The organism is Pseudomonas sp. 10S5 (assembly GCF_035019745.1).
Classification (GTDB): Bacteria; Pseudomonadota; Gammaproteobacteria; order Pseudomonadales; family Pseudomonadaceae; genus Aquipseudomonas.
The window spans coordinates 1-1,380 of sequence record NZ_JASJVL010000044.1; the positions used below are offsets into that span (position 1 = coordinate 1).

Below are 1,380 nucleotides of genomic sequence, written 5' to 3' on the forward strand. Positions count from 1 at the left end.
TTGGACAGTGATTGAATAAGCTACGCGGCCTGAGTTCTGTATGCCACTGGACTCAAGCCGTTGAGCTTCATTTTGATACGTTCGTGGTTGTAGTAATGGATGTATTCATCCAGTCCAGCCTCTAACTGAGCAACGCTGTCGAAGCGCTCCCGGTAGAAAAACTCTGATTTCAGTGTGCCGAAAAAGCTCTCCATCGTGGCATTGTCATGGCAGTTACCCTTGCGCGACATACTCTGTTCCAAGCTCATTTCTTCCAGACGATTTCGGTAGATGTGGTAGCGGTACTGCCAGCCCTGATCCGAGTGCACCATCGGTTTGGCGCCCTCTGGCAAGCGCTTCAACGCCTTTTCCAGCATGTTGCCCACCAAGGCGTAGCGAGGGCTGGTGTCTGTCTGGTACGCCACGATCTCTCCGTTGTACAAGTCCAGTATCGGCGACAGGTAGAGCTTTTCACCGGCTACCTTGAACTCGGTAACGTCGGTCACCCATTTCTCATTCGGCTGGTCGGCCTCGAATTGCCGAGCCAACGTGTTAGGTGCTACCTGCCCCTCAGGGCCTTTGTACGATTTATACTTCTTGGCTCGCACCGTGCACTTGAGGTTTAGTTCGGCCATCAGCCTGCGTACCGTTTTGCTGTTCACTATCCACCCGCCCTTGAGCAGCGTGGCGGTCATCCGGCGATAGCCATAGCGGCCCTTATGCTGGTCCTGGATAGTCTGAATAGAGGCTTTCAGCGGAGCAAATTTATCCCCGGCAGCCAGTACCTTGACCTGATAGTAGTAAGTACTGCGTGCCAAGCCGACCAGCTTGAGCAGGGCGTCGATTGGAAAATCGCTCCTCAGCTCAGTGACTACCCAGGCTTTTTCTTCGCTTCTTTGTCCCGCCTCATCGCCTCCTCGCCTAACACCTTTAACTTTTTTAGGTAGGCGTTCTCCATGCGCAGGTACTGAAGTTCGTCGAGCAACTCTTTGTGGGCGCGCTCTTCGTCGGTGAGCACTGCCGGTTTGCGGGGCTTGGCGGGGGGCTTTGGCATAACGTTACGTGGGCCTTTTTTCCCTGACGTCAGGGCTTCGATGCCGCCACTGTAATATTGCTGCTGCCATCTGCCTATCTGCGTTGAATTGCCCAGATTGAAAATCGCAGCCGTTTGCCGAAATGACAACTTCTCACGCTCCATGTGCTGGACAACGGACAGTTTGAACTCGGGACCATGTTCCTTCATACGCCCCTGCAGGCTGGCTTCCCCGTGCAGCTCGTAGGCCGCCACCCAACGACGGAGCAACGTAGGGTCCATCTGAAATTGAGCGGCTATGTGACGAAAACCTTGACCGCGCTCAAGGAAAGCATTGATGGCGGACCGCTTGAACTGCGTTGAATATT

At 54.2% G+C, this 1,380-nt stretch carries 1 protein-coding gene; it reads right to left on the reverse strand.

Features of this window, described 5'->3' with window-relative positions:
* Positions 1–20 precede the first annotated feature (20 nt).
* Positions 21–1,380, reverse strand: a protein-coding gene (locus QN378_RS23290) for an IS3 family transposase (RefSeq protein WP_416350652.1) whose coding sequence is annotated in 2 segments (ribosomal slippage) — positions 21–908 and positions 911–1,380 — 1,358 coding nt annotated over the 2 segments. Because the reading frame shifts where the segments join, the coding sequence is not laid out codon by codon here. This gene is flagged as partial in the annotation.